21 protein-coding genes are annotated in these 24,977 nt (G+C 33.4%); 18 read left to right on the forward strand and 3 right to left on the reverse strand.

Annotated elements, in window-relative coordinates; translation table 11 throughout:
• Positions 1-24 precede the first annotated feature (24 nt).
• From PTA89_RS04600 to clpB, 14 genes are all read left to right on the forward strand, one after another.
• On the forward strand, positions 25-957 hold the full coding sequence (locus PTA89_RS04600) for a DMT family transporter (protein ID WP_003704348.1): 933 nt from the start codon (positions 25-27) through the stop codon (positions 955-957).
• A gap of 81 nt (positions 958-1,038) precedes the next feature.
• Entirely contained in the window at positions 1,039-2,295 is a 1,257-nt protein-coding gene (locus PTA89_RS04605) for a tetratricopeptide repeat protein (protein ID WP_003707807.1), read from the forward strand.
• 382 nt (positions 2,296-2,677) lie between these two features.
• On the forward strand, positions 2,678-3,973 hold the full coding sequence (gene hisS, locus PTA89_RS04610; protein WP_003707806.1) for a histidine--tRNA ligase: 1,296 nt from the start codon (positions 2,678-2,680) through the stop codon (positions 3,971-3,973).
• Between the two features lie 2 nt (positions 3,974-3,975).
• Complete coding sequence (gene aspS / locus PTA89_RS04615; protein WP_003707804.1) at positions 3,976-5,748, forward strand: aspartate--tRNA ligase; 1,773 nt, start codon at positions 3,976-3,978, stop codon at positions 5,746-5,748.
• A 131-nt stretch (positions 5,749-5,879) separates the two neighbouring features.
• Positions 5,880-6,797: a magnesium transporter CorA family protein gene (locus PTA89_RS04620; RefSeq protein ID WP_014568398.1), complete on the forward strand. Its 918-nt coding sequence runs from the start codon at positions 5,880-5,882 to the stop codon at positions 6,795-6,797.
• 359 nt (positions 6,798-7,156) lie between these two features.
• Positions 7,157-8,524 carry a Na+/H+ antiporter NhaC family protein gene (locus tag PTA89_RS04625; protein ID WP_034982512.1) on the forward strand — a complete coding sequence of 456 codons (1,368 nt, stop codon included), beginning with the start codon at positions 7,157-7,159 and terminating at the stop codon, positions 8,522-8,524.
• 133 nt (positions 8,525-8,657) lie between these two features.
• Positions 8,658-9,635, forward strand: a complete 978-nt coding sequence (gene dapF / locus PTA89_RS04630; protein ID WP_003706268.1) for a diaminopimelate epimerase — start codon at positions 8,658-8,660, stop codon at positions 9,633-9,635.
• Between the two features lie 11 nt (positions 9,636-9,646).
• A complete protein-coding gene (locus PTA89_RS04635; protein WP_003704380.1) occupies positions 9,647-10,183 on the forward strand; it encodes an NUDIX hydrolase in 537 nt (178 codons plus the stop codon).
• Between the two features lie 9 nt (positions 10,184-10,192).
• A complete protein-coding gene (locus PTA89_RS04640) occupies positions 10,193-10,414 on the forward strand; it encodes a hypothetical protein (protein ID WP_081561453.1) in 222 nt (73 codons plus the stop codon).
• Positions 10,415-10,434: 20 nt separating this feature from the next.
• Positions 10,435-11,121, forward strand: coding sequence for a 5'-methylthioadenosine/adenosylhomocysteine nucleosidase (locus tag PTA89_RS04645; protein ID WP_011476002.1), 687 nt, complete (start codon positions 10,435-10,437; stop codon positions 11,119-11,121).
• Between the two features lie 15 nt (positions 11,122-11,136).
• Positions 11,137-12,279 carry a cysteine desulfurase family protein gene (locus PTA89_RS04650; protein WP_324177002.1) on the forward strand — a complete coding sequence of 381 codons (1,143 nt, stop codon included), beginning with the start codon at positions 11,137-11,139 and terminating at the stop codon, positions 12,277-12,279.
• Between the two features lie 12 nt (positions 12,280-12,291).
• Entirely contained in the window at positions 12,292-12,633 is a 342-nt protein-coding gene (locus PTA89_RS04655) for a DUF1831 domain-containing protein (protein ID WP_003700201.1), read from the forward strand.
• A 112-nt stretch (positions 12,634-12,745) separates the two neighbouring features.
• The gene (gene mnmA / locus PTA89_RS04660; protein WP_003707794.1) at positions 12,746-13,873 is read left to right on the forward strand and encodes a tRNA 2-thiouridine(34) synthase MnmA; all 1,128 of its coding nucleotides are present in this window, start codon (positions 12,746-12,748) and stop codon (positions 13,871-13,873) included.
• Positions 13,874-13,997: 124 nt separating this feature from the next.
• Positions 13,998-16,589 carry an ATP-dependent chaperone ClpB gene (clpB, locus tag PTA89_RS04665; protein WP_003707792.1) on the forward strand — a complete coding sequence of 864 codons (2,592 nt, stop codon included), beginning with the start codon at positions 13,998-14,000 and terminating at the stop codon, positions 16,587-16,589.
• Positions 16,590-16,638: 49 nt separating this feature from the next.
• Here the strand turns inward: clpB and PTA89_RS04670 are convergent, their stop codons facing one another.
• Entirely contained in the window at positions 16,639-16,824 is a 186-nt protein-coding gene (locus tag PTA89_RS04670) for a YjzD family protein (RefSeq protein ID WP_003700204.1), read from the reverse strand.
• A 148-nt stretch (positions 16,825-16,972) separates the two neighbouring features.
• Between PTA89_RS04670 and dnaE the strand changes: the two genes are divergently transcribed.
• The 4 genes from dnaE to PTA89_RS04690 all read left to right on the forward strand — a co-directional run bounded on the left by dnaE (position 16,973) and on the right by PTA89_RS04690 (position 23,713).
• The gene (gene dnaE / locus PTA89_RS04675; protein ID WP_324177003.1) at positions 16,973-20,266 is read left to right on the forward strand and encodes a DNA polymerase III subunit alpha; all 3,294 of its coding nucleotides are present in this window, start codon (positions 16,973-16,975) and stop codon (positions 20,264-20,266) included.
• Between the two features lie 166 nt (positions 20,267-20,432).
• Positions 20,433-21,395, forward strand: a complete 963-nt coding sequence (gene pfkA, locus PTA89_RS04680; protein WP_003706276.1) for a 6-phosphofructokinase — start codon at positions 20,433-20,435, stop codon at positions 21,393-21,395.
• An 89-nt stretch (positions 21,396-21,484) separates the two neighbouring features.
• Positions 21,485-23,245: a pyruvate kinase gene (gene pyk, locus PTA89_RS04685; RefSeq protein WP_003700208.1), complete on the forward strand. Its 1,761-nt coding sequence runs from the start codon at positions 21,485-21,487 to the stop codon at positions 23,243-23,245.
• Between the two features lie 183 nt (positions 23,246-23,428).
• On the forward strand, positions 23,429-23,713 hold the full coding sequence (locus tag PTA89_RS04690; RefSeq protein WP_081559526.1) for a hypothetical protein: 285 nt from the start codon (positions 23,429-23,431) through the stop codon (positions 23,711-23,713).
• Between the two features lie 92 nt (positions 23,714-23,805).
• Here PTA89_RS04690 and PTA89_RS04695 read toward each other — a convergent pair whose 3' ends face one another.
• A complete protein-coding gene (locus PTA89_RS04695; RefSeq protein WP_003710137.1) occupies positions 23,806-24,177 on the reverse strand; it encodes a DUF1304 domain-containing protein in 372 nt (123 codons plus the stop codon).
• Positions 24,178-24,283: 106 nt separating this feature from the next.
• Positions 24,284-24,904, reverse strand: a complete 621-nt coding sequence (gene plsY / locus PTA89_RS04700) for a glycerol-3-phosphate 1-O-acyltransferase PlsY (RefSeq protein WP_003703540.1) — start codon at positions 24,902-24,904, stop codon at positions 24,284-24,286.
• Positions 24,905-24,977: the final 73 nt, after the last annotated feature.

Here is a 24,977-nt window from a genome sequence, read left to right on the forward strand (position 1 = left end):
AACAATTTATGAGGTGATTATTTTATGAAGTCTTCATCTAAAGTTATGAAGGGTATCTTCTGGTCAGCTGTCGCTTCAGCAACATGGGGTATTTCAGGGACCACAATCCAATTTATCTCACAGAATCAACATATTCCGACAGATTGGTTCCTTTCGACACGTACATTAGGTTCAGGAACCATTCTTCTAATAATTAGTTTTATTTTATATGGTAAGAAAACATTTAATGTATTTTCAACATGGAAAAGTTTTGGTCACTTGTTTGCTTATGCAACTTTAGGGTTAATGGCAAACTTATTGACATTCTACTTAGCAATCCAAAGTGGTAATGCTTCTGCAGCAACAATCTTACAATACTTAAGTCCACTTTTTATAGTTCTAGGTGGTATTTTTATTAAACATCAAAGACCTTTATCAACAGACTTGATAGCATTTATCATTTCACTGTTGGGTGTTTTACTGGCAATTACAAAGGGTGATTTAACCCAAATGTCTATCCCAATGAATTCATTTTTATGGGGACTAGGTTCAGGTATTACTGCTGCTTTCTATGTTGTTTTACCTAGACCAATTGCTCAAGATAATCCACCATTGGTAGTATTGGGCTGGGGTACATTCATCGCTGGAGTGTTATTCAATTTATACCATCCAGTTTGGATAAACACACCACACATTACATCAACTGTGGTCTTATCTATTTCCACTGTTATTTTAGTAGGAACAATCATTCCATTTGGATTACTTTTATATAGTTCTAGATTTGCTCCTTCTGATGTTATTAGTATTATGGATGCCTTACAGCCAGTAACAACTTCAATCTTAAGTGTGATTTTCTTAGGATTAGAAATGAACTGGGTAGAAATAGTAGGTATTATCTTGGTAATTGTTGCAATTTATATTTTGCAACGTGGCCGTCGAAATATGGAAAAAATCAATTATCGTGAAGATGAATTTTAAAGTGTAGAGTAAATCTACACTTTTTTTGTAGGATTTATGCTATAATTTTATTCGACAATTTTGAAAGGGGTACGTGTATTAATGACTTATGCTGAAAAGGTATTAGATGAAATTGAAAAAGGAAATTATGAAGAAGCACGTAAACATTTTGGCTGGTCTTTAAGAAAAGATTCAGATGATATGATATATAGTTTGGCAGAAGAATTATATTCTTTGGGATTTTCTAATATGGCCAAACGTGCCTATCAAACCCTATTGGAACGTTATCCTGACGAAGATAGTTTAAAAACAGCTTTAGCAGACATCGCCATTAGTGAAGGTGAAGATGATGAAGCTTTAGAATATTTAAGTAGTATTACACCTGATTCTGAAGCATATCTTCAAGCTTTATTAGTTTCAGCAGATTTATATCAAACACAAGGAATGTTTGAAGTAAGTGAACAAAAATTATTACAAGCATTAGATCTAGCTCCAGATGAAGAAATTATACGTTTTGCCTTAGCAGAATTGTATTACAATATCAAACAATACAAACAAGCAATTCCTATTTACTTAGATCTTATCAAGCAAGGTAATTTCTCAATTTCACAAGTAAATTTGGTACAGAGATTGGGAATGTCGTATGCTTTATCAGGGCAATTTGAAAAAGCCTTGGCATACTTAGAACAAATTCATAGCGAAGAAAGAGACGATGATACACAGTTCCAATTAGGAATTACTCAATATGAATTGGGACATATTGAAGATGCAATCAGTAGTTTTGAAAAGTTAAGAGATACTTCTCCAGATTATGCTACAACTTACTCATATTTAGCGGTAGCTTATGAAAAAGAAGGTCAACTTCAAAAGGCATTAACAACCTTACAAGAGGGAATTGCAGTAGATGAATACAATATAAAGTTGTATCAAAAGGCTAGTGAGTTAGCTGCTAAATTAGGTCAACGTGATGAAGCTGAGCGTTATTTACTAATAGCCTTAGATCAGGAACCTGATAATTTAACAATTGTAATTATGTTGAGTAATTTACTTATTGAGTATGGAAAATTCGAACAAAATATTGAATTACTAACAGATTATCTAGATCAAGATGAAATCGACCCTCAACTATATTGGAACTTAGGTCGTTCATATGCTAATTTAGATAACTATGATGATGCCATTAAGTATTATGATGCGGCTTCTGAACAAATTTCATCGTTAGAATTCTTAAAAGATGCTGCAATTTTTTATCGTAATGCTGGCAATAGACAAAAAGCTAAGATGTTCGTTGATGAATATCTAGTAAGTCAACCTAATGATAGTGAAATGTTAGAATTACAAGATGAATTGTTATATTAGGTAAAGTTTTGTACTAACGATTATGATTTTAGGATATAAAAGTCATTGTTTCTATGTTATAATATACCGGTATTAATTAATAATTATGACTATAGATATTGACAAAATTAATTTTTGTCAGTATTCTCTAATTTAGATTTAAAGCCGAATGAAAGAAGAGTATCTAAACAATCGTTGACAGAGAATGGATGATTGGTGAAAATTCCAGCTATGATTTTTAGAGAAAGACACTTTTTAGGTATATATGTAATGTATATCGTTAGCCGCGTTAACGCTAGAGAGCATAAAATCAAGGTGGTACCGTGCAACTAGCACCCTTGTTGTCTATCAAACCGGGTAGATAACAGGGGTGCTTTTCGGTTTAATAAGGGAGGAAATTTTAATGAAGTATCAACGTCCTAAAGGAACAGCTGATATTTTGCCAAGCGAATCTGCAAAATGGCAATATGTAGAAGAAAAAGCTCGAGAATTGTTTAAAAAATATCGCTATGAAGAAATGAGAACACCAATTTTCGAAAGCTTCGAAGTTTTTTCACGCACATCTGGTGAAACTTCAGATATCGTTACTAAAGAAATGTATGATTTCTACGATAAAGGTGATCGTCATATAACTCTACGTCCAGAAGGAACAGCTGGGGTTGTAAGAAGTTTTGTAGAAAATAAATTATATGGTCCAGAAGTTCAAAAACCATTCAAAACTTATTATATGGGACCTATGTTCCGTTATGAACGTCCACAATCTGGTCGTTTACGTGAATTCCATCAAATCGGTGTAGAAGCATTTGGTGTTGATAATCCAACATTAGATGTTGAAGTTATGGCAATGGCAGTAGATTTACTAAAGAGTTTTGGCTTAAATAGTTTACGTGTAGCTGTAAACACATTAGGAGATCTTGAAACTCGTAACAACTATCGTCAAGCTTTAATTGACTATCTAGAACCATTTGAAGCTGAATTATCAGACGATTCCAAGGAAAGATTACATAAGAATCCTTTACGTGTACTAGATAGTAAAGATGAAAAGGATAAAGAAATTGTTGCTAATGCACCTTCTATTTTAGATTACTTAACAGAAGATGCACAAAAACATTTTGAAACTGTAAAGAGTCTATTGAATGATTTAGGTATTGAATACGTAATCGATAGTAACATGGTACGTGGTTTAGACTACTACAACCATACTATTTTTGAAATTATGAGTGACTCCAAAGCATTCAATGGTAAATGGACTACAGTTTGTGCTGGTGGTCATTACAGTGGCTTAGTAGAACAATTAGGTGGCCCACAAACACCAGGTGTCGGTTTTGGATTAGGTGTTGAAAGATTACTATTAATCTTAGATGCAGAAGAAGATGCTTTACCAATTGAAAATCCACTAGATGTTTATGTAGTAGGAATTGGCGATGTAACTAATGCAGTAACTTTGAAATTAGTTCAAAATCTTCGCCATCAAGGATTTACAGCAGACAGAGATTACCTTAATCGAAAACCTAAAGGACAATTTAAGTCTGCAAACCGTTTAAATGCAAGATTCACTTTAACTATCGGTGAAACTGAGCTTCAAGAACAAGAAGCAAATCTCAAATTTATGGAAAATGGTAATGAAATTTCTGTAAAACTTGCGGATGTAGAAAATGATTTTGCAAGTCTAGAAAAATTAGCAGTAGAAGGGGAATAAGAATGAGAAGAACAACTTATGCAGGATTAGTTGATGAAAAATATCTTGATCAAGAAGTTTGCCTAAAAGGTTGGGTACAAAAGCGTAGAAATTTAGGTAACTTAATTTTTATTGACTTACGTGATATTGAAGGGATTGTTCAATTGGTATTTAGCCAAGAATTCAATCCTGAAGCTTTAAAGGTTGCTGAACAATTACGTAGTGAATATGTCATTGAAGTTAAGGGTAAAGTAGTGGCTAGAGGAGAAAAAGCTATTAACCCTAACATGAGAACAGGTAAAGTTGAAGTTGAAGTTTCAGATATTGAAATTTTAAACAAGGCCAAGACAACTCCGTTTGATATTGCAGATGATATTAATGCATCAGATGATTTACGTTTACAATATCGTTATCTTGATTTACGTCGTCCAGAAATGCAAAAAGCTTTGATGATACGTAATCGTATTACTCAAACTGTTCATAGCTACTTGGATGAAAATCACTTTTTAGATATTGAAACACCATATTTGACACGTTCAACTCCAGAAGGTGCACGTGATTACCTTGTACCTTCACGTGTATATCCAGGTCATTTCTATGCTTTACCACAATCACCACAATTGTTCAAGCAATTATTAATGGGTGCAGGTTATGATCGTTATTACCAAATTGCACGTTGCTTCCGCGATGAAGATTTACGTGGTGACCGTCAACCTGAATTTACACAAATTGATATTGAAACTTCCTTTATGTCTGCTGAAGAAATTCAAGAAATGACAGAAGGATTATTGAAGCGTGTTATGAAGGAAACTTTAGATGTTGATATCAAGACACCAATTCAAAGAATTACTTGGAATGAAGCAATGGACAGATTTGGTTCTGACAAGCCAGATATTAGATTTGGTATGGAATTAAAAGATATGTCTGGTGCAGTTCAAAATGCTGGTTTCAAAGTCTTTGATATGACACTTGAAAATGGTGGTCAAGTAAAAGCTATCACTGTTCCAGGTGGTGCTGACAAGTATTCACGTAAACAAATTGAAGAAAAGCAAGAATACATTAAGCGTTTTGGAGCTAAAGGATTAGCTTGGGTAAAAGTTACTGATGATGGGTTAACTGGACCAATTGCTAAATTCTTTACTGAAAGAGCTGAAGACATTAAAGCAGCAGCAGAAGCTAAGAGTGGAGACTTGATTTTATTCGTAGCATCTAACCGTAAAGTAGTAGCAGATTCTTTAGGTTACTTGCGTGTAGCAATTGCTAAAGAAATGGATATGATTAATAAAGATGAATTTGCATTTATCTGGGTTGTAGACTGGCCATTATTTGAATATAGTGAAGAGTTTAATAGATATATCGCTGCACACCATCCATTTACAATGCCTAATGAAGAAGATTTAGATTTATTAGAAACTGATCCTCACAAATGTCATGCTCAAAGTTATGATATTGTACTTAATGGTTATGAATTGGGTGGTGGATCAATCCGTATCCACAGACGTGATATTCAAGAAGCGATGTTTAAGGCTTTAGGATTCACAAAAGAAAAAGCAGAAGAACAATTTGGTTGGTTCATGGATGCATTAGACTTTGGTTTCCCTCCACATGGTGGTTTAGCTTTAGGTTTAGATAGATTTGCGATGTTACTTGCAGGTAAAGATAATATTCGTGAAGTTATCGCATTCCCTAAGAATTCCAAAGCTTCTGAACCATTGACACATGCTCCAAGTACTGTAGCTCCAAAACAATTGGATGAACTATACTTGAAGACAGATGTCCCTGAAGAAGATGAATAATTAATTAAGAGTATGAATTTGACGATGTTCAGATTCATGCTCTTTTTTCAATAATTACTTGTAGTAAACATAATAGTAAGGTAATATTATCAAGTATGGTATTTAGATATATAAAAAGATGAGGTGAGAGAATGATAACGCGTCAAGAAATAAATGGGAAGTCACCATTAAATTATAGTTGGTACGATATTAAAAATATTGATGATAACGATATTGTAAAATTGAAAAAAAGGTTTCATTTTACGCCGACTATTATCTCATATGTTGCCGATAGAAATGAACGTCCTCACTATGATCATGATAGTTTAACTCATAGTGAATTAATAGTATACGATGTTCCTGTTTGGCCAGAAGAAAAATCTGATCATTTTACGACTCGTCCTCTAATTTTTCTATTACAAGGAACTACAGTATATACTTTCCACACTAATGCTACTGAGGATATATTTGAAGAGTTTAAAGAAGAACGCGCTCATGAAGCGCAAGATGCTACGGAATTTATCATGCTATTCTTACTTCATGTAACTCAATATTTCCAACGAGCATTAACACAGTTGAATCATCAATTAAATGAGTTAGATAGAAGATTGAATACTAAAATTAAAAACAAAGATTTATTGGAATTAGCACAAATGGAAAGAAGTTTAGTCTTTGTTTCAAGTAGTGCTAGAACTAATTTGATGATGCTAGAAGATTTGAAGAACACACCGATGTCTTGGCAAATTACTAAGTCAGCTCAAGAAAGATTAGATGATGTTTTGATTGAAGCTGAGCAGGCCTCAAGAACGGTTGAAATTTCTAATGAAGTGACAGAAAAAATTTCTAAGACATCAAATAATATCTTGAATAATAACTTGAACGATACAATGAAGTTCTTAACAGTATGGTCCTTGATTTTAACTATTCCAACCATTATTACAGGTTTCTTTGGAATGAACGTTAAATTACCAATTTTAAATAACGGATTTGACTGGATTTTGGTAGTTTTCGTTAACTTTTTATTGATGGGTGGATTATATCTCTACTTGAAAAAGAACGATTTTATTTAAAAAATATTTGACAAGAAATTTATCTATGTTAAACTAACTTTATCTTATTAATGATTTAATTAGACCTTAATCTGGGTGTCAGAAAGCTAATGGGTGATGCGAATTAGTCAGGATTGAATGTTCGAAATACATATAAGTTCGGTTAGTAGGACCGTTATTGCCTACATGGAGTGGAACTTTAATAGTTCAATGTGGGTGGTACCACGGTTATTTAGATCGTCCCAGTTATACATTATTGTATGACTGGGATTTTTTTATGGAAGGATTGATCGAAATGTGCAACAAAAATTGCGGAGGCATTATCCGATATTGGAAGCTAGATTAATAATTTAATTTAGTTACTAATGGAGGAATGTAAAATGAAAAAATTTAGTTTAAAAGAGTCAGTAGGAATTTTACTATTATTACTAATTATTTTAGCAGGTGGAGTAAATCAAGGCCTATCTCCAGAAACTCCTGTATTAACAGTTATTGCAATTTTAATTTTAATTGCTAAACTACATGGTGCTGACTGGGAAAAAATTCACCAAGGAATTAAAGAAGGTATCAGTACTGCATTGATCCCAATCTTTATTTTTATACTAATTGGGATCCTAATAGCTGTGTGGATTAAAGCAGGAATTATCCCAGCATTAATGGTTGTTGGTTTTAAATTAATAAGCGTTAAGTTCTTTGTACCTTCTGTTTTCCTTGTATGTGCTTTAGTTGGTGCTTCAATCGGGAGTGGATTTACAACGATTTCTACAATTGGAATTGCTCTTTTTGGAATGGGAATCACAATGAACATGAACCCAGCATTAGTTGCAGGAGCAATTTTATCTGGTGCGATATTCGGTGATAAGACATCGCCACTATCTGACTCAACTAACTTAGCTTCAGCAATTTCTGGAACAGATTTATTTGCTCATATCAAAAATTTAATGTGGACTACGATTCCAGCTTTATTAATTTCTTTAGTAGTTTTTGTATTTATTGGTCAAGGGAAAACAGAACCTGACTTTGCTAAAATAGATGCAACTATGAAAATTCTTAGTCAAAACTTCTCAATTTCATGGGTTGCTGCTATTCCTGTAATCTTAATGTTTTTATGTGCATGGTTTAAAATCCCGGCAATTCCAACTTTATTTATAAATATTGCTGTTTCAACCGGAATTATTTTAGTAAATGATCCTCATATCTCACTAAAAGGCTTAGCTGCTTTAATGGAAACAGGATATGTAGCTCATACTAAGAATGAAGCAGTAAATGCATTGCTGACTAGAGGTGGAATCTCTAACATGATGGGAACTGTTTCTTTGATTATAACAACATTAGCACTTGGTGGTTTACTAATGGAATTAGGAATCATTCAAACTGCGATGGAACCACTAATTCAAAGATTAAATAGACCAGGAAAATTGGTTCTAAGTACTATCCTTGCAGGAATTGGAATAAATCTTTTTGTTGGGGAACAATACCTATCTGTTATTCTTCCAGGTAGAGCATTTAAGGATGCATTTGATAGGGTAGGTTTAGCCCCATTAGCACTTGGACGTGTCTTGGAAGATGGTGGTAGTGTAATCAACTACCTTATTCCTTGGGGTGTTGCAGGATCTTTTGCAGCCTCAACCTTAGGGGTTCCAGTACTAGAATTCTTACCATTTACTTTATTTGCATTACTATCACCAATTCTTTCAGTGATTAGTGGATATACTGGAATTGGTTTAAAGATGAAGAAAGAAAATTAATTTTATATAATATATAATTCTGATAGCCGTCTATAGTTAGTTTCAAACTAATAATAGATGGTTTTTCTTTCGCAAATTAACGTAAAGTTTGGTATGATAAACTTAAAATGCACATTTTATGGAGGAAAGTAGAATGGAAATGCTTAAAGTACATGGTTCTGGTAATGATTTTTTCATTCTTGATGAAGATAATCTTGAAGAGCCTTTAACAGAAGAAGAACTTATCCAATTAGCACAAAAGGTTTGTGATCGCGATACAGGATTACATGGTGGTGCTGACGGTGTCTTATATGTCCAAGCTGGTCATGAAGGCACAGATGGCAGAATGCGTGTTATAAATGCTGATGGTAGTGAAGCAAGTATGTGTGGAAATGGTATTAGAACTGTTGCTCGCTACTTAAGCGAAAAGAAAAATTTAGCAGAATTTAAAATTCAAACGATGCATGCTGATCTTGAAGTGAAGAAAGCTGATAAACTAGCAGAAAAGGTTCCAGCATTTGATGCAGAAATTTCACCAGTTAGTTTTGATGCACAAGATTTACTAATGCATGTAGGCAAAGAAAAATTAATTGATGATTATATTCCAGAGTTATCAGAAACAATTAAATTTTCTGCAGTAGCAGTTCCTAATCCACATTTGATTGCATTTGTTGATCATGAAACATTGATGGGTGAAGAATTAGGAAGAATTGCTAGTTATTTAAATAACGGAAATAATCCAATTTTCCCTGATGGTGTAAATGTAAGTTTTGTTGAAATTCTAGAACCAGGCAAGATCTTTGTTCGTACATTTGAACGTGGGGTAGGTTTTACAAATGCGTGTGGTACAGCGATGTCAGCTTCAAGTTTGATGTATGTCCTACTACATTCTGACCAAATTGACTTTGAAAAGTTGATTACAGTTATTAATCCTGGTGGTATGGTAAGAACAATGGTTCATAAACGCGAAAATGGTGACTATTGGATGTCATTGATTGGTAATGCGACAGAAGTGGCTAAGGTTAATATTTCTCAAGCAGATGCAATCAATGGTAACTTTGATAATTTCACATGGAATGAAACTGGTGAGCAAGCAGCTTATGAGGCATTTATTGCTCAACTTCACAGATAGAAGGAAAAATTATGGAATTTGAAGAAAAAGTAAAAAAAGTAGAACATGTTTTTGATGGTAAAATAATTGATTTAGATATTGAAACGGTAGAACTCCCAAATGGTAAAGAAGCCAAACGAGAAATTATCCGTCATCAAGGTGCTGTTGCAATTATTGCAATTACTGACGAAAATAAAATGGTATTCATCAAACAATGGCGAGCACCTTTAGGCCAGGTAACTCTGGAAGTACCTGCTGGTAAAATAGAACCTGGTGAGGATCCAAATGTAACGGCAGTTAGAGAATTAAATGAAGAAACTCGCTTTGAAGCTGATAAATTAGAATTTATCAATACTTTCTATACATCGCCAGGTTTTGCAGATGAAAAGATGTACATGTATCATGCTGTAAATCTAAAACCAGTTAAGGATGAACTACCACAAGATAGTGATGAATTTCTTGAATTAGTAGAATTATCCCTACCTGAAGTAGAACAAGCAATTGCGGAAGGCTTAATCTGTGACAGTAAAACATTAATTGCAGTTATGTACTGGAAATTAATGCAATAGAGGTGGAAAATGGACGAAAAGCCACAATTAAGGCGTAGTAATAAAGTAGATGATGTTCAGGAAGATTCTGAATTAGAAGGTCTAAGTCGAACAGGTTCTAGGAAACTACGCGAATCAAATGAAGAAAATTATAAGAAAAACCGATTAAAAGCAAGACTAAATATGATAATTGCGGGGTTAATTTTGGCAATTATTATAGTATACTTGATAATGTTTTTCATTAATTTTTAGTAAAGGAATGAATTTTTTTAATGAAGTATGGAATAATTTGTGCAATGGAAGAAGAAATAAAATCTTTAGTGGCACAATTAGAAGATAAAAAACAAGATACAATTGGTGGAATTGATTTTTACAGTGGTACGATCAACGGAAAAGAAGTAGTACTTACTCGCTCCGGAATTGGTAAAGTTCAAGCTGGTGTGACAACTGGTTTGTTAATTGCTAATTATAAAGTAGATGCTGTCATCAATTCTGGTTCTGCTGGTGGTATTGGCGAAGGATTACATGTTGGTGATGTGGTTCTTTCTACAGGTGCTGCTTACCATGATGCAGATGCAACTGCTTTTGGTTATAAACCAGGACAATTACCACAACAACCTCAAATTTATACTGCAGATAAAGATTTATTAGAAGCAATATCTAAAGCAGCCAAAGAATCTAATTTAGTGGCTAAAGAAGGATTAATTGTTACTGGTGATCAATTTGTATCTTCTAGCGAAAAAATTGCAGCAATTAAAGAAATTTATCCAGATGCTTTGTCTTGTGAAATGGAAGGAGCAGCAATCGCTCAAGTTGCTTATCAATTCTCAGTGCCATTCTTAATCATTCGCGCGATGTCTGATGTCGGTGATGAAGATGCTGGACAAAGCTTTGATGAATTTATCATAGAAGCTGGTAAAAAATCAGCAAATATGATTTTAAACTTTTTAAAAAAATAATGTAAGGTGAGAAAGTTGAAGTATATTTACTTAGATAATGCAGGCACAACTCCAATGGCTACAAAAGTTGTTGAGAAGATGACTGAAACTATGACCAATACTTTCGGCAACGCTTCTGCCGTAAATTATTATGGTCGTCAAGCACGTGCTATCTTAGATAATAGTCGTCACGTAATAGCTGAGTCAATTAACGCTAAAAATGACAATGAAATTGTATTTACTAGTGGCGGTACAGAAAGTGACAACACTGCTATTATCCAAACAGCAATGGCTAGAAAAAATGAAGGTCGTCATTTGATTACTACAGCAATTGAACATGAAGCAGTTCTAAAACCAATGGCTTATTTAGAACAAGAAGGCTTTGAAGTTACTTATCTTCCAGTTGATGAGTATGGTCAAATTAATTTAGATGATCTAAAACAAGCTATTAGATCAGATACAATTTTAGTATCTATTATGATGGGAAATAATGAAGTTGGAAGTCATCTCCCTATTAAAGAAATAGGTGAAATTGTAGCCCCAACTAATGCTTGGTTCCATACAGATTCAGTTCAAACTTATGGTGCACTTGATATAGATGTTCAAGATTTAAAAGTTGATTTATTATCAGTGTCTGCACATAAATTGAATGGCCCTAAAATGTTAGGATTTCTATATCGCAGAGATGGAATTAATTTTCCATCCTTAATCAAAGGTGGCGATCAAGAATTAAAGCGTCGTGCAGGAACTGAGAATGTACCAGCAATTGCAGGTTTTGCAGAAGCTGTTGGTTTATTACCAGCAGAAGTAAAAGAAGAACATCGCCAAAAATACTTATCTTTTAAACATCAATTGGTGGATGGATTAAAGGAAAATGGAATTGACTTTGAGATTAATGGGCATCTTGAAGAAAATCAATTACCTCAAATTATTAGTATCTGGTTTAAAGGCTTTGCTAGTGATAGTTTACTAACTAACCTTGATTTAAGTGGGATTTCAGCAGCTGCTGGTTCAGCATGTACAGCTGGCTCATTGGAACCTTCTCATGTTTTAGCAGCAATGTATGGTGAAGATAGTCCAAGAGTTGCTGAATCCTTACGTTTTAGTTTTGGAATCAATAATACTAGTGAGGACATTGATTACTTGATTAAGACGTTAGTAAAAATTATTAAGAAATAGAGGGGATTTATTATGGCATATGGCACAACAGCAAAAATATTAGGAGATACAAAGACATACAAACTTTCTACTAATGTTAAGAGATTTCCACTACGCGATGCAGGCTTTATAGAGTCTAAGGGTGGTAAATTTCAATTAGAACGTTCATTAGATCCATATTCTCCTTTCAATCAAGGATATAAATTAAAAGTCGCAATTCAAGCTGACATGAAGAACTTTAAGATGGTTACTTTAACAGCTAATGGAATGCGCGAAGTAAATATTTTTAAAGGTAATGACAACCAAGGTAATATTGAACAATTAGAATTTATCATTAATGATTTAAAGGAAAGGAAAATCCTAGAAGAAGTTTAGGATGTATTTATGCTTGATATTAATGGTAATAATAGCTATAATGTAGCTTACTGAACAAAAACGACCTTCAAATCGTGAAATTCAGAATATATTGAAATGATGGTGATTTTTTGTGAAAGACAAGAGTCAAATTCGTGTCGTTGTAGGAATGAGTGGTGGAGTTGATTCTTCAGTTTCTGCTTACTTATTGAAACAACAAGGATATGACGTTGTTGGTGTATTTATGAAAAACTGGGATGATAAGAATGATAGTGGTGTCTGTACAGTAACAGAAGACTATCAAGACGTAGCTAAAGTTGCTAGTCAAATTGGTATTCCTTATTACTCAGTTAACTTTGAAAAGGAATATTGGGATAGAGTATTCACATATTTCCTTGATGAATATAAAAATGGACGTACTCCAAATCCTGATATTATGTGTAATAAAGAAGTTAAGTTTAAAGCTTTCTTAGATTACGCAATGTCTATTGATGCAGATTATATTGCAATGGGACACTATGCACAATTGCGTCGTGATGAAGATGGCAGAGTGCATTTACTACGTGGAGCAGATGATAACAAGGATCAAACTTATTTCTTGAGTCAGCTTTCACAAGAACAATTACAAAAAGTAATGTTCCCAATTGGACACTTACAAAAATCAGAAGTGAGAAGAATTGCTGAAGAAGCAGGTTTAGCAACTGCTAAAAAGAAAGATTCAACTGGAATTTGCTTTATCGGTGAACGTAACTTTAGTAAATTCTTAGGTGAGTTCTTACCTGCTCAACCAGGTGAAATGGTAACTCTTGACGGTGAAGTAAAGGGAAATCATTTTGGCTTGATGAACTATACTATTGGTCAACGTAAAGGCTTAGGTATTGGTGGCGATGGCAAGAGTAATGAACCATGGTTTGTTATCGGTAAAAATTTGAAGACAAATACTTTATTAGTAGGACAAGGCTACCACAATGAACATTTATATGCTAATAGTTTAGATGCTTCAAAGTTAAGTTTTGTTGACGATATTTCTGATCGCGGTGATGAATTCCATTGTACAGCTAAGTTCCGTTATCGCCAAAAGGACACAGGCGTTACAGTTAAATTTAATGAAGATCGTACAAAGGTTGAAGTTATTTTTGACGAACCTGTACGTGCTATTACTCCTGGACAAGAAGTTGTATTTTATGATGGTGAAGAATGTCTAGGTAGTGGAACTATTGACCACGCATATAAGGAAAGTAAATTATTACAATACGTATAATTTTGATAAAGAGGATTGCTATTAAGTGATCCTCTTTATTTTTAAATAAAAGGTCAAACTTAGTCAAAGTTTAAAAAAGATGATATAATATAGGAGATGAAATATATTATAAGGACTGATAAGTATGGATAACGAAAATTATACAACTGAAGTTCAAAAAAGTTTGGCAGAAGCGCAAAAGGTGGCAATTAACCGAAAGCATCAAGAAATTGGAATTAATGAATTATTTAAAGTGTTAGTCCAACCTGGAGAAATAGCTGCCGAGATTTATAAAAAAGCAGGTTTAGACATACAGGCCTTCGAAAACTTTATTGATGGCGAATTAGATAAAGTTAGTGTTGTTGAAGGTGGTAATGTTCAATATGGACAATCAATAAGTCAGCAACTTTTTTCATTATTGCAAAAAGCACAAGAAATAGCTAAAGGCAATCAAGATACTTATGTTTCTGTAGATACCTTAATGTTAGCTTTAATGGAGTTAGAGTACAATCCCTTAACAGAATATTTAAAGCAAACTGGATTAACAAAAAATCAGTTAGGCAAGGTTGTAGCTGATTATCGAGGAGGAGAAAGAGTGACAAGTCAAGATCAGGAAAAAGGCTATAAATCACTTGAAAAGTACGGAGTAAATTTAAACAAAGAAGTTAGAAATGGTAATCAAGATCCTATTATTGGACGTGATGAAGAAATTCGCGATGTTATTCGAATTTTATCAAGAAAAGCTAAGAATAATCCAGTTTTGATAGGTGAACCTGGTGTTGGTAAAACGGCTATTGTTGAAGGACTAGCACAGAGAATTGTTCGAAATGATGTTCCAGATAACCTAAAAGATAAGACTATAATTTCTTTGGATATGGGTTCCTTAATTGCTGGAGCTAAATATCGTGGAGAATTTGAAGAACGATTAAAGAATGTATTAAAAGAAGTGAAGAAAAGCGAAGGAAAGATCCTACTTTTCATTGATGAAATTCATAATATAGTTGGAGCAGGTAAGACTGAAGGTTCGATGGATGCTGGAAACTTATTGAAGCCAATGTTAGCTAGAGGCGAATTACATTTAATTGGTGCCACTACTTTGGATGAATACCGAGAATATATTGAAAAAGATAAAGCTCTTGAAAGACGTTTCCAAAAAGTACTTGTTAAGGAGCCAACTGTTGAAGATACAATTTCCATTTTGCGTGGCTTAAAAGAACGTTATGAAATTCATCACGGAGTTCGTATTCATGATAATGCTTTAGTAGCAGCTGCAACTCTATCCAATCGCTATATTACGGATAGATTTTTACCAGATAAAGCCCTTGATTTAATCGATGAAGCTTGTGCTGAAATACGTGTAGAAATGAATTCCGTTCCTAATGAATTAGATCAAGTAACTCGCGAGTTAATGCGTGAGGAAGTTGAAGAAGCTGCTTTGAAGAAAGAAACAGATGCTGCATCTAAGAAACGCTTAGAGGAGTTACAAGCCGAATTATCCAATTTACGTGAAAAAGCTAATAAACTTCGTCAACGTTGGGAAGATGAAAAACTAGACATCCAAAAAGTATCTGATAAGAAATCTGAATTAGATAAAGCTCGTCATCAATTAGAAGAAGCTGAAAATAATTACGATTTAGAAAAGGCTGCTAAGTTACAACATGCAACGATTCCACAACTAGAAAAAGAACTACAACAATTGGAAAATAGTGAACGTCCTAAAGAATGGATGGTTGAAGAGTCTGTCACTGATAAGGAAATTGCAGAAGTAATTAGTAGAATGACTGGTATTCCAATTAGTAAATTGGTTGAAGGAGAACGTGAAAAACTTTTACATTTAGCAGATAATTTGCATAAGCGTGTAATAGGCCAAGATGAAGCTGTAGATGCAGTCTCTGATGCAGTCTTAAGATCTAGAGCTGGTTTGCAAAATCCTAACAAGCCACTGGGATCTTTCTTGTTCTTGGGACCAACAGGTGTTGGTAAAACAGAACTAGCTAAGGCTTTAGCAGAGAATTTATTTGATTCTGAAAGCCATATGGTAAGAATAGATATGTCAGAATATATGGAAAAATATTCAGTTTCAAGATTAGTTGGTGCTGCTCCTGGTTATGTAGGATACGAAGAAGGTGGACAACTTACAGAAGCTGTTCGTCGCAATCCTTATACTATTATTTTGTTAGATGAAGTTGAAAAAGCTCATCCAGATGTTTTCAACATTTTATTACAGGTTCTAGATGATGGACGCTTAACTGATGGTCAAGGAAGAACGGTTAACTTTAAGAACACAATTTTAATCATGACATCTAATTTAGGTTCAGAGTTCTTGCTAGAAAATAATTCTACAGATGGTACAATTTCTCCTGAAATAAAGAAGAAAGTTATGCAACTAACACAGGCACATTTCAAACCAGAATTTTTAAACCGTATTGATGATATTTTGATGTTTACACCATTAACAATGGATTCTGTACAAAAGATTGTTGAAAAATTCATTCATCAATTGTCAGACAGGTTAGAAAGTCAAGAGATTACGTTAGGTATTGATGAAGATGCTCAGAAGTGGATTGCTAAAGAAGGATATAACCCAGCTTATGGTGCAAGACCATTGCAAAGATTTATAACTAATAACGTTGAAACGCCGCTAGCTAAGGAAATAATCGCTGGGAAAATTCTACCTCATTCTAAAGTGACGGTAACTTTAGTAGATAACCAATTAAAATTTATAACTCAAGCATAATAAAAAAGTGTGTGAATTTTACGTTCACACACTTTTTGTTTGATATAAACTATTTTGAAGCTTTTTTATCGCTGATAAAGTAGTTCAAGCAGTTAATACCGATTAAACCACCAATCATGCAAATTACACCACTTGCTAACCAGTCAAATTGAACACCAGTTAAAGCAGAAATGATATAACCAATAACTTCACCATAGATAAAGCCCCAAAATAGGACTGTAAGTTGTTTACCCATTTTCAACACCTCATATCTATACTAAGTTATTCTATCACAATTTTAAAGAACTTACATGTAATATTTGTGTATCTTATCTATAATTTTGTAAAGTTGATATCTTTTAAGTATAATGAAATTGTATTTTGTAGGAAAGGAGAGATATTATATGTATGCTCCCTTACAAGTTTTAAGTTCATATAGTTTGTTGCAAAGTCCATTGAGAATTTCAGAGTATGTAAAGTTAGGAAAAGAATTGGGATACAGTGCTCTGGTATTGACAGATATAAATTCAATGTATGGCGTTTTGGACTTCTATCATGAATGTGTTAAAGCAGGAATTAAGCCAATTATTGGTATTACATTACAATCTAGCGATGATGAGTATATTTTTATTGCTAAGAACAGTAATGGTTATCAAAATTTGATGAATATTTCTTCAAAGAGACTAACTGCAGTAGATGAGAACTATAAAAATATTTTTAAATTAGCAGATATTACAGAGTATTTACAGGATGTAATTGTTGTATTGAATCCATCGTATCTAACGGTAAATGACATAATAAGTGATCAAGTGACAGAATTACAAACATTAGTGTCAGCTGCCGAGACAATTTATTATGGTGTTAATCCTAATGATAGAGATGCTATAAATAATGATTTAATGGCTGCTGAGAAGTTACAATTAGAGACGATTTTATTAACACCAGTTAAATACTTAAAAGAACGTGATTATTTTAGTACTAAGGTATTACAAGCCATAGGAACTGGTGAAAATGTTAATCCGAATTGGAATTTTAAAAATGATGGAAATTATCTACATACACCTGAGGAATATGAGCGCTTAGGTACAGATTATTTAAGTAGTGCATATCAAAATGCAATTAATGTGATTGCTCAATGTAACTTAACATTAAACTTTCCTAAAACACAGTTACCCCATTTTAAAGAAACTAATGGCTTAAATTCAGAAGATTTCTTAAGAAAATTATGTCAAGAAGGATTAGCTAAAAGAATAGCGGAAGAAAATATAAAGAACCAAGAAGAATATCAAAATAGATTAGATTATGAATTATCAGTTATTCATCGCATGGGATTTGATGATTACTTCTTAATTGTTTGGGACGTGACAAATTTTGCTCATGAAAATAATATTTTAACCGGTCCAGGTAGAGGATCAGCAGCTGGTTCTTTAGTTTCATATACCTTATATATTACTGATATTGATCCTATTAAGTATGACTTGATTTTTGAACGTTTTTTGAATGAAGAACGTGCTCAAATGCCAGATATTGACTTAGATATTCCTGATATAAAAAGAGATACTATCATTGAATACTTACATCAGAAATATGGGCAGCAACATATGGCACAGATCATAACCTTTGGAACATTAAAAACAAAACAGGTATTGCGCGATGTTGCTAGGGTATTTGATTTAAAAACTTATGAAGTAGATGCGTGGAGTAAGGCGATACCTAAAGAATATGGAATTACTCTAAAAGAAGCGTATGCTAGTAGCCAATCTTTGAAGAACTTAGTTGCAGATAACTCTAAGAATCGACTATTATTCGAAACAGCCATTGCACTTGAAGGACTACCACGACATTATTCTACACATGCAGCTGGGATTATCTTAAGTGATGATGATTTAGTAGATCACGTACCAGTTCAGATTGGTGGCGATGGTATTTTAATGAGTCAATTTGCTAAAAATCAAGTTGAAGAAGTTGGATTGTTAAAAATGGATTTTCTAGGATTGAGAAATTTATCAATTTTGGAAAATACAATTACACTAATAAAAAAGGGTTATCATATTGATTTTGATATAAGAAAAATTAATTTGGATGATCCTGAAACTTTAAAGATCTATCAAAATGCAGAAACAAGTGGTATTTTTCAATTTGAATCAGCTGGTATCAGAGGGGTACTAACAAAATTAAAGCCTACTTCATTTGAAGATGTAGCAGCGGTAAATGCCTTATATCGTCCAGGACCTATTCAAAATATTGACGAATTTATTGCAAGAAAGCATGGTGAAAGACCAATAACTTATCCTTCAAAAGAACTGGAAGGTATTTTGAAGCAAACTTATGGAATTATGGTTTACCAAGAACAAGTTATGCAAGTTGCTTCTACTATGGGAGGCTTTACTTTAGGACAAGCGGATTTGCTTAGAAGAGCGATGAGTAAAAAGAAACATGATATCATCTCGCGAATGGAAGTTATGTTTATTAATGGTGCGATGAAAAAAGGATACACGCATGAAGTTGCTAAAAAAGTGTATGCTTACATCATGGAATTTGGAGATTATGGTTTTAACCGGTCACATGCAGTTGCTTATTCAAAAATGTCATTTGAATTAGCATATATAAAAGCACATTATCCAGCAGCTTTCTTTGCAGCTTTATTAAATTCAGTAATTGGAAATCCACGTAAAACTAAAGATTATGTTTTAGAAGCTAAGAATAAGGGAGTAAAAGTTCATCATCCAGACATCAATATTAGTCAATCTCTATATATCTTACGTAATGGGGAAATCTACTTTGGTTTAAGTTGTATTAAGTCATTGAGAAAGAACTTTCTTCAAGATATTTTGCAAGAAAGAAAACGAAGTGGTATTTTCAAAAACATGGAGGATTTCTTGCAAAGAATCAATAAAAGATACTTAAAAAGAGAATTAATAGAGATTTTAATTTATTCAGGTGTCTTTGATACATTTGGTCAATCTAGAAAAGAATTGTTGGCGATGTTACCACGCTTATTAAGCAATATTGAACTTAGTGGAAATAATGTTGAACTATTTTCAATGTTAGCACCCAAGAAAATGACTGTAGAAAAGATAGAGATTTCAAATGATGAACTCTTAGAAAAAGAGAATTATTATCTAGGGGCTTATTTATCAGGCCATCCAGTCGAAAAATATACAGAGTTAATCTATTTAACCAATTCAACTAGAGTTTCTCAAATAAATGAGTCTAATAAAGATAAGTATGTTTCAATGATTTTGCAGATAAAAGTTATAAAAATCATTAGAACTAAAAATGGTTCTCAAATGGCGTTTGTAACTGCAGCAGATCAAACTGGAAACATGGATTTAACGTTTTTCCCTAATGCATATAAGAGATTTTCATCAGTTTTGGAAGATGGAAATATAATCTTGATTGAAGGTAGAGTTGATACAACAAGAGGATTGGCCATAACAATTAGTAAAGCGATGTTAGCAAACGATGTAAGAATAAAAACTTATTATCTACGCTTATCAAAAGCCTTCGATACAAGTAAAAGGAGAAATCTTGAAAAGTTAATGCTCCAAAATAGTGGTAATGTACCTGTTATTATAGTTGATGAAAAATCGGGGAAAAAGAAACTTCTTAATAAAAAATTATGGCTATCAAAGGATAAAATAGTTTACAATAGACTTGTAGAGTTGTTAGGAGTTGAAAATGTAGTTTTGAAATAAATTAAGTTACTTTTTCAAAAAAATTGTTGGTTTTGACGGCTTTTTTACAAAAAAATCAGAATTTTTACTTAATTTTTCATATTTTTACAAGACAATTGCTTATAAAAGTGGTAATATTACTTGTGGAGAATGTAGTTCTACTGAAATATATACTTGAGGTGAAAAAATGAAACGCATTGGTATTTTAACTAGTGGTGGCGATGCAGCTGGTATGAATGCAGCTGTACGTGCGATTGCTCGTTCTGCAATGAATGCAGGTCTTGAAGCTTACGGTATCAACTACGGATATAAAGGACTTGTAGAAGGTAACATCTTTAAGATGGAATCTACAAAACTTGATGAAATTATCAATCGTGGTGGTACTATCTTATATTCTGCACGTTTCCCAGAATTTGCAGAAACAGAAACACAATTGAAAGGTATCGAACAATTAAAGAAATTTGGTATTGAAGCATTGGTTGTTATCGGTGGCGATGGTTCATACCATGGCGCAGAAAAATTAACTATGCACGGATACAACTCAATTGGTGTACCAGGAACTATTGATAATGATATTCCAGGTACAGACTTTACAATTGGTTTCGATACTGCTGCTAATGTTGCAATGGAAGCATTAGATCGTATCAACGATACTGCAACTTCACACCAACGTGTATTCGTTGTTGAAGTTATGGGTCGTGGCGCAGGTGATATTGCATTATGGTCTGGTATTGCTACTGGTGCAGATGCAATTGTTATTCCTGAACGTGAATACGATATTGAAGCTATCGCAAATAAAATTTCCGAAAACCGTAAAAACGGTAAAGATCATGGCTTAATTGTTTTAGCAGAAGGCGTAATGGGCGCTGCTGAATTCAAAGAAAAGCTTGATCAATACGGTGATTTTGATAGTCGTGCTATTACTTTGGGACATATCCAACGTGGTGGTAGCCCAACTGTTAAAGATCGTGTTTTAGCTACAAGACTTGGTGATTATGCTATTCGCTTATTACTTGAAGGTAAGGGTGGTTTAGCTATTGGTATTCATGATAATCAATTGGTTGCAACTGATATCATTGATACACTTGAAAATCACAAACATCAAACAGATGTATCATTACAAGATTTGAATGATCGTGTTCGTTTCTAATTTTGTATCGATAAAGTATTTATTTTAACTTTCGGCAAAGATAGACATGAAAGTCATCTTTTAATATTTTCAAAGGAGAGGTTTTATTCATGAAAAAGACCAAGATCGTAAGTACCCTTGGACCAGCTAGTTCTGACCTAGATACAATTGTTAAGTTAATCGAAGCAGGTGCAAATGTTTTCCGTTTTAATTTCTCACACGGTGATCATGAAGAACACTTAGGCCGCATGAATTTAGTTCATGAAGCTGAAAAAATTACTGGTAAAACAGTAGGTTTCTTATTAGATACAAAGGGTGCAGAAATCCGTACAACTGTTCAAAAAGAAGGCAAGATTCATTTTGCAATCGGTGATGAAGTACGTATTTCTATGGACGATTCTATTGAAGGTACAAAAGAAAAAATCGCTGTAACATACCCTGGTTTATACGATGACGTTCACGAAGGTGGACATGTATTGTTTGACGACGGTTTGATTGATATGCAAATCGAAAAGAAAGACGATGCAAACAAAGAACTTGTATGTAAAGTATTAAACGAAGGTACACTTGGTTCTCGTAAAGGTGTTAATGCTCCTGGTGTTTCTATCAACTTACCTGGTATTACAGAAAAAGACTCTGATGATATCCGCTTTGGTTTAGACCAAGACATTAACTACATTGCTGCTTCCTTCGTACGTAAGCCACAAGATATCTTAGATATTCGTGAATTACTTGAAGAAAAGCACATGGAACATGTACAAATCTTCCCTAAGATTGAATCTCAAGAAGGTATCAACAACTTTGATGAAATCTTGAAAGTCTCTGATGGTTTGATGATTGCTCGTGGTGACATGGGTGTTGAAATCCCAGCTGAAAATGTTCCATTGGTACAAAAATCATTAATCAAGAAGTGTAACTTAGCTGGTAAGCCAGTTATTACAGCTACACAAATGCTTGATTCTATGCAAGAAAACCCACGTCCTACACGTGCTGAAGCTTCTGACGTTGCTAACGCTGTATTTGATGGTACAGATGCAACAATGCTTTCTGGTGAATCTGCAAATGGTGACTACCCTGTAGAATCTGTTGCTACAATGGCACGTATCGACATCAAGTCTGAAAATGCATTACGTCAACATAAAGCATTGACATTAGATGCATTTGATAAGACAGATGTTACAGAAGCAATTGGTCGTTCAGTTGCTGAAACAGCAGAAAACTTGAACATTAAGACAATTGTTGCTGCTACAAAATCTGGTCATACAGCACGTATGATTTCTAAGTACCGTCCAAATGCTGACATTTTAGCTGTTACATTTGATGACCGTACACGTCGTGGTTTAACAGTTAACTGGGGTGTACAACCTGTATTGGCTGATGCTCCTTCATCAACTGATGAAATGTTCCAATTAGCTACAGAAGAAGCTAAGAAGGCTGGTTTAGCTAAGGAAGGCGACTTGATCTTAATCGTTGCTGGTGTTCCTGTAGGTGAAAAGGGTACTACAAACATCATGAAGATCCAATTAATTGGTTCTAAGTTAGTTTCAGGTCAAGGTGTTGGTGATGAAACTGTTATCGGTAAGACAGTTGTTGCAACATCTGCTGATGAAGCAAACAAGAACGCTGTTGAAGGTGGAATCCTTGTAACAAAGACAACTGACAAAGATTACTTACCAGCTATTGAAAAATCATCTGCTTTAATCGTTGAAAATGGTGGTTTAACATCTCATGCAGCTGTAGTAGGTATCTCTATGGGTATTCCTGTAGTTGTTGGTGCTAAGGATGCAACATCATTGATCAAGAGCGGTGAAGTTGTAACAGTTGATAGCCGTCGTGGTATTGTATACCATGGTGCATCAAACGCTCTTTAATCCTGTTACGATAAGATTTTAGAGTTTCGCAACTTGTGAGATTTTATTAAAAATATAATTGAGTAGCTCATTTCGTTTTTACGAAATGGGCTACTTTTTATTTTTATCAAAAAACAAGGTACAACAGTTGTATTTCGATATTATAATGTACTTAAGAAAGAAATGAAATGAGGTATAAGTAGTATGGAATATAGCGAGAAAGAAACAGAAGAGTGGCTTCGTGGAGGAGAATTACCTGATAAAAGTACTAAACTGGGTATAAAGGAATATATTTTCGATGATGTGACGCTAACTTTAGATAAAAATCTACATCCAACAATTAAAAGTAGTAAGAGTATTAAATTAAAGTTGTTAGAATTTAAATATGAATATCACTCTTCGAAGGGAGAAAATGTAGTATTGTTGAGGTTATCTTATCAACAAGGAAATGAAGTTGTCAGAGTAACAAAGGAAATAATTGAGAAATAATTGTATGAATTTCAAAGTGATATTAAAATAAAAAGATGCTGTAGTTTACGATTTGAATTAGTAAGCTGCAGCATTTTTTTGTTGAAAATGTATTATTTAAAAATAATTAATGATAATAAAGCTAATATTGCTGGTGTACCTTGCAAAAGTAGAATTTTGATATTTTTAGCACTAAGCCATCCATAAATTGCGGCAATAATAACAAAGATAACAAACATTGTAGTACCTATAAATTGAGAATTTACAGGGAAAAAGAAGCGAGAGAATAGCAAACCAACACCAATAAACCCATTGTATAGACCTTGGTTTTTCATTGAAACTCTAGTTTCTTCCATTGATAAGTATTCTTTACTTAATCCAAAGACATTTTCTAATTTTTCTTTAGAGGCAAACATTTCTAACTGCATGATGTATAAAGCTTCTAAAGCAACTAAAGAGGCTAAGATAGTAGAAAAAATACTCATTAAATTTTCCTCCTTTAAAATTATGTAACATTACTAGTATAGCGAAAAGAATGATATCATTGCAAATTAAAAACCTTTGGAAATAAAGATTTTTCATTCCAAAGGTTTATTTTGTATTTTTTTGTCGTCTTCGATATCCTAAACCGAAAGGAACCATATTTTCAGTTCCATTTTTAATTCTTTCAATATTTTTCCAATGTCTAGCAAAAACGAATATAGTTAATACAATAGCTACGATTGTTAAAACTCGATCATTGAAAAATAAGGAAATGATAGAAACAAGTGTAAAGCCTAACATACTAGCAACACTTACCATACTACTAATATATAAAGTAATGATAAAAATGGCCCATGCAATTGTGAAGAATAAAGGATTATATACAAGTAATACACCTACACTTGTAGCAACTGCCTTACCACCTCTGAATCCAGCAAAAATAGGAAATACATGACCTAAAATTGCAGATAATCCAATCAATAGCACACTAACATTTACGTGGAAAATAAATGGTAAACAAGCTGTTATAGTTCCTTTTAACATGTCCATTAATAATACAACGATACCAGCTTTCTTTCCCAGAACTCTAAAGGTATTAGTAGTACCCATGTTACCACTACCATAGTTACGAATATCTTTATTATAAAATATCTTTCCTATCCAAACACCAGATGGAATAGATCCTAAAAGGTATCCTATAATAAGCATTAAGATAATTTTTATATCCACTAAAAAATTCCTCCTAAAGTAGTCACTCATACACTATATTAACATTAAAGAAACTATTTTTCATTAATTAAAA

This window comes from Ligilactobacillus salivarius, from assembly GCF_035231985.1.
GTDB classification, from domain to species: domain Bacteria; phylum Bacillota; class Bacilli; order Lactobacillales; family Lactobacillaceae; genus Ligilactobacillus; species Ligilactobacillus salivarius.

Excerpts from the sequence above, each read along its gene's own strand:
- aspS (WP_003707804.1), top strand. The coding sequence starts at position 3,976 with ATGAGAAGAACAACTTATGCAGGATTAGTTGATGAAAAATATCTTGAT.
- clpB (WP_003707792.1), top strand. The coding sequence starts at position 13,998 with ATGGATAACGAAAATTATACAACTGAAGTTCAAAAAAGTTTGGCAGAA.
- PTA89_RS04625 (WP_034982512.1), top strand. The coding sequence starts at position 7,157 with ATGAAAAAATTTAGTTTAAAAGAGTCAGTAGGAATTTTACTATTATTA.
- dapF (WP_003706268.1), top strand. The coding sequence starts at position 8,658 with ATGGAAATGCTTAAAGTACATGGTTCTGGTAATGATTTTTTCATTCTT.
- pfkA (WP_003706276.1), top strand. The coding sequence starts at position 20,433 with ATGAAACGCATTGGTATTTTAACTAGTGGTGGCGATGCAGCTGGTATG.
- hisS (WP_003707806.1), top strand. The coding sequence starts at position 2,678 with ATGAAGTATCAACGTCCTAAAGGAACAGCTGATATTTTGCCAAGCGAA.
- dnaE (WP_324177003.1), top strand. The coding sequence starts at position 16,973 with ATGTATGCTCCCTTACAAGTTTTAAGTTCATATAGTTTGTTGCAAAGT.
- PTA89_RS04690 (WP_081559526.1), top strand. The coding sequence starts at position 23,429 with ATGGAATATAGCGAGAAAGAAACAGAAGAGTGGCTTCGTGGAGGAGAA.
- PTA89_RS04635 (WP_003704380.1), top strand. The coding sequence starts at position 9,647 with ATGGAATTTGAAGAAAAAGTAAAAAAAGTAGAACATGTTTTTGATGGT.
- pyk (WP_003700208.1), top strand. The coding sequence starts at position 21,485 with ATGAAAAAGACCAAGATCGTAAGTACCCTTGGACCAGCTAGTTCTGAC.
- PTA89_RS04640 (WP_081561453.1), top strand. The coding sequence starts at position 10,193 with ATGGACGAAAAGCCACAATTAAGGCGTAGTAATAAAGTAGATGATGTT.
- PTA89_RS04695 (WP_003710137.1), bottom strand. The coding sequence starts at position 24,177 with ATGAGTATTTTTTCTACTATCTTAGCCTCTTTAGTTGCTTTAGAAGCT.
- PTA89_RS04605 (WP_003707807.1), top strand. The coding sequence starts at position 1,039 with ATGACTTATGCTGAAAAGGTATTAGATGAAATTGAAAAAGGAAATTAT.
- PTA89_RS04600 (WP_003704348.1), top strand. The coding sequence starts at position 25 with ATGAAGTCTTCATCTAAAGTTATGAAGGGTATCTTCTGGTCAGCTGTC.
- PTA89_RS04655 (WP_003700201.1), top strand. The coding sequence starts at position 12,292 with ATGGCATATGGCACAACAGCAAAAATATTAGGAGATACAAAGACATAC.
- PTA89_RS04645 (WP_011476002.1), top strand. The coding sequence starts at position 10,435 with ATGAAGTATGGAATAATTTGTGCAATGGAAGAAGAAATAAAATCTTTA.
- PTA89_RS04670 (WP_003700204.1), bottom strand. The coding sequence starts at position 16,824 with ATGGGTAAACAACTTACAGTCCTATTTTGGGGCTTTATCTATGGTGAA.
- PTA89_RS04620 (WP_014568398.1), top strand. The coding sequence starts at position 5,880 with ATGATAACGCGTCAAGAAATAAATGGGAAGTCACCATTAAATTATAGT.